A 2,456-nucleotide genomic window follows, 5' to 3' on the forward strand; every position below is an offset into this window, starting at 1 on the left:
CATAGGTATCTACACATTTATCGTGATACCTGTTATTACTTTGCAGAATGATTTCAACCTATCTGTTGGCGGGATTGACTCTCGCCTTACCCGCCGATATCAGACGCTGGTTAAACAGCATATGACGCCCGCGGCTCTTCTTGCTTCTGCGGTTAAAGACCTCGCAAGTGCTCAAAAATCAACTTTCGCAACTACCCAAGCTGTCTGGCGTTTTCTGAATAATAAGCGAATTAGCTTCAGTCAACTCAATGAGCCAATTATTTCGCTAGCACTTGAGCAAATTTCGCTTAGCCCGCATCCATACGCTCTCGTTGTTCATGATTGGTCACGTTTACAATTTCTTTACCATCATGCCAAATACGGACGCTTAAAAATGACGCACGGTGGCGATGTTGGATATGAACTTCAAAGCAGCTTGCTGGTTGATGCTGGCACGGGTTTGCCAATAGCGCCTCTATCTCAGACACTTACCGATGCAACCGGTTGTCATTCAACGTTGGCGGAAGGACTGTCCGAACGGCAGACACATATGGACGCCTTGACGACCGATATTGCCCGTGTGGAATCGCTTAATATAGGTAAAAAGCTGATTCATATAATTGATAGAGAGGGTGACTCTATTGGACATATGCGGACGTTGAGTACTCAAGGAATATGCTGGCTTATCCGAGGAAAAGAAGGACATGGTGCAGAGTGGCAAGGTAATTCATTGAAAATTGGTGAGATTGCTGCTCTTCTGCCATACAACGGATGCGGACAGGTAGACTGGAAAGGGAAAAAAGCTGATATGGAAATCAGTGAAACCTCGATAGTCATAACCCGAGCTGCGCAGCAGAAGCGTAAAGATAAAGAAACCGGCCGCCGCATAAAAATCCAACCTGGAGAGCCTCTGACGGTCAGATTGGTTGTTGTTCGGCTTACGGATGATCTCGGTAATGTGGTGGGACGCTGGACGCTGCTTACAAACGTTTGCAGCGAGATCACCTGCGAGGAAGTAGCTCGTTGGTATTACTGGCGCTGGAATATTGAATCATTTTTTAAGTTGCTGAAAGGTGCCGGACATGACGTAGAAACATGGCTTCAGCGCAGCGCGCCAGCCGTACTACGCAGGTTGTTAATAGCCAGTATGGCTGCTGTTCTGGTATGGCGGCTGCAACGCGCTGAAGGAGAAGAAAATGCGGCAGCCCGCCAGCTGATATGTCGCTTGTCAGGACGACAGCAAAAGCGAGGCCGCAGAGAGAGCGCTCCTGCTCTGCTCGCTGGCCTATCCATCTTGTTGAATACACTAAAATTATTATCGGAATATAGTCTGGAAGAACTTACTCATTTAGCGAGAGTTGCTCTTAAGCCTCCTCCCTGATGTGTAGATACCTATGCCCCAGGGGCCGATGGCGATACCGGCGGCCAGATAGCCCAGCACCGCGCCGATGCCGAGACGTTTCGCGATTGGCACCGCCACGACGGCGGCGAACAGAAACAGCACCACCGCAATCAGAAAAGAGGGACTACTTTCCATGGCCTTCGCCCTCCGACGTCAAAGGTAACGACAGCCAGCGCGCATAATCGTCGGCGCAGCGGGCAAGACGTGCCGCCCCCTGGCGCCGCGCCCAATAAATAATCAGCGGCGGCTGCCAATGCATGCGGCACAGTGCGGCGGTCAGAGCGAAAGGACGCAGGATATCGGTCATCTCCACCCCTAACGTGCCGCCGGATTGATAGGCGCTTTCGGCATCGCCGGTGGTGATAACCGACCGCCAGTGTTTGCCGGCCAGCGCGTCGCCGCCGATGCCGCTGGCGAAGCCGCGGGTCAGCACGCGATCCAGCCATTCCTTGAGCAACGCGGGGCAGCTGTAAGTGTATAACGGGTGTTGGAACACAATTACCTGATGATCACGCAGTAGCTGCTGTTCGTGAGGTATATCGATAAAAAAATCCGGATAATGCGCATACAGATCATGTACGGTGACATGACCGAGCGTCGCCGCAGCCTTGAGTAACACCTGGTTCGCCACCGAATCCTGTGCCTCAGGATGCGCGTACAACAGCAAAACTTTGGGCGGCTCAGAGATCAATTCCCCTCCAAAGCGTCGTCAGGCAGCAGGATTTCCGCTACCATGCTTCGCAAAGTAAAATCAGGACGCGACATCCTGTTTAACATTCAACTATGTCAATTTAACATACTCTAACTACGGCGCTTTATGATTGTAGCACCAATATTATAATGTCACTTTTTAACCATTTAGAAATGTCACTTTTTGCGTCATAAAGGATAAAACCCTTTTGCTGCAACAAGGACATTCGGATGTTGGTGACTATGTCAGATAAAGAATGAATCACCCCGGATAAATTAGAGTCTATACTTTAAAAGTGGAGGTCTCTATGACAACGACCAAACGTTACTCTCCGGAAGTCCGTGAACGGGCAGTTAATCTAGTGCTGGAAACTCAGCATGAGCA

2 protein-coding genes and 1 pseudogene are annotated in these 2,456 nt (G+C 50.2%); 1 reads left to right on the forward strand and 2 read right to left on the reverse strand.

Annotated elements, in window-relative coordinates; all coding sequences use genetic code 11:
* Positions 1-1,360, forward strand: a 1,360-nt coding sequence (locus CINSTRO3249_RS15045; protein WP_254304262.1) for a flagellar biosynthesis protein FlhF, incomplete at its 5' end; no start/stop codon positions are given.
* A gap of 9 nt (positions 1,361-1,369) precedes the next feature.
* Here CINSTRO3249_RS15045 and CINSTRO3249_RS15050 read toward each other — a convergent pair.
* Together CINSTRO3249_RS15050 and kefG are read right to left on the reverse strand one after the other, a co-directional pair.
* A pseudogene (locus CINSTRO3249_RS15050) lies at positions 1,370-1,516 on the reverse strand (hypothetical protein); the annotation flags it as partial.
* On the reverse strand, positions 1,506-2,069 hold the full coding sequence (gene kefG / locus CINSTRO3249_RS15055) for a glutathione-regulated potassium-efflux system ancillary protein KefG (protein WP_074013828.1): 564 nt from the start codon (positions 2,067-2,069) through the stop codon (positions 1,506-1,508). The pseudogene CINSTRO3249_RS15050 and the gene kefG, both read right to left, overlap by 11 nt.
* Between the last annotated feature and the right edge of the window lie 387 nt (positions 2,070-2,456).

The sequence above is a fragment of the Candidatus Sodalis sp. SoCistrobi genome, assembly GCF_900143145.1.
Lineage (GTDB): Bacteria > Pseudomonadota > Gammaproteobacteria > Enterobacterales > Enterobacteriaceae > SoCistrobi.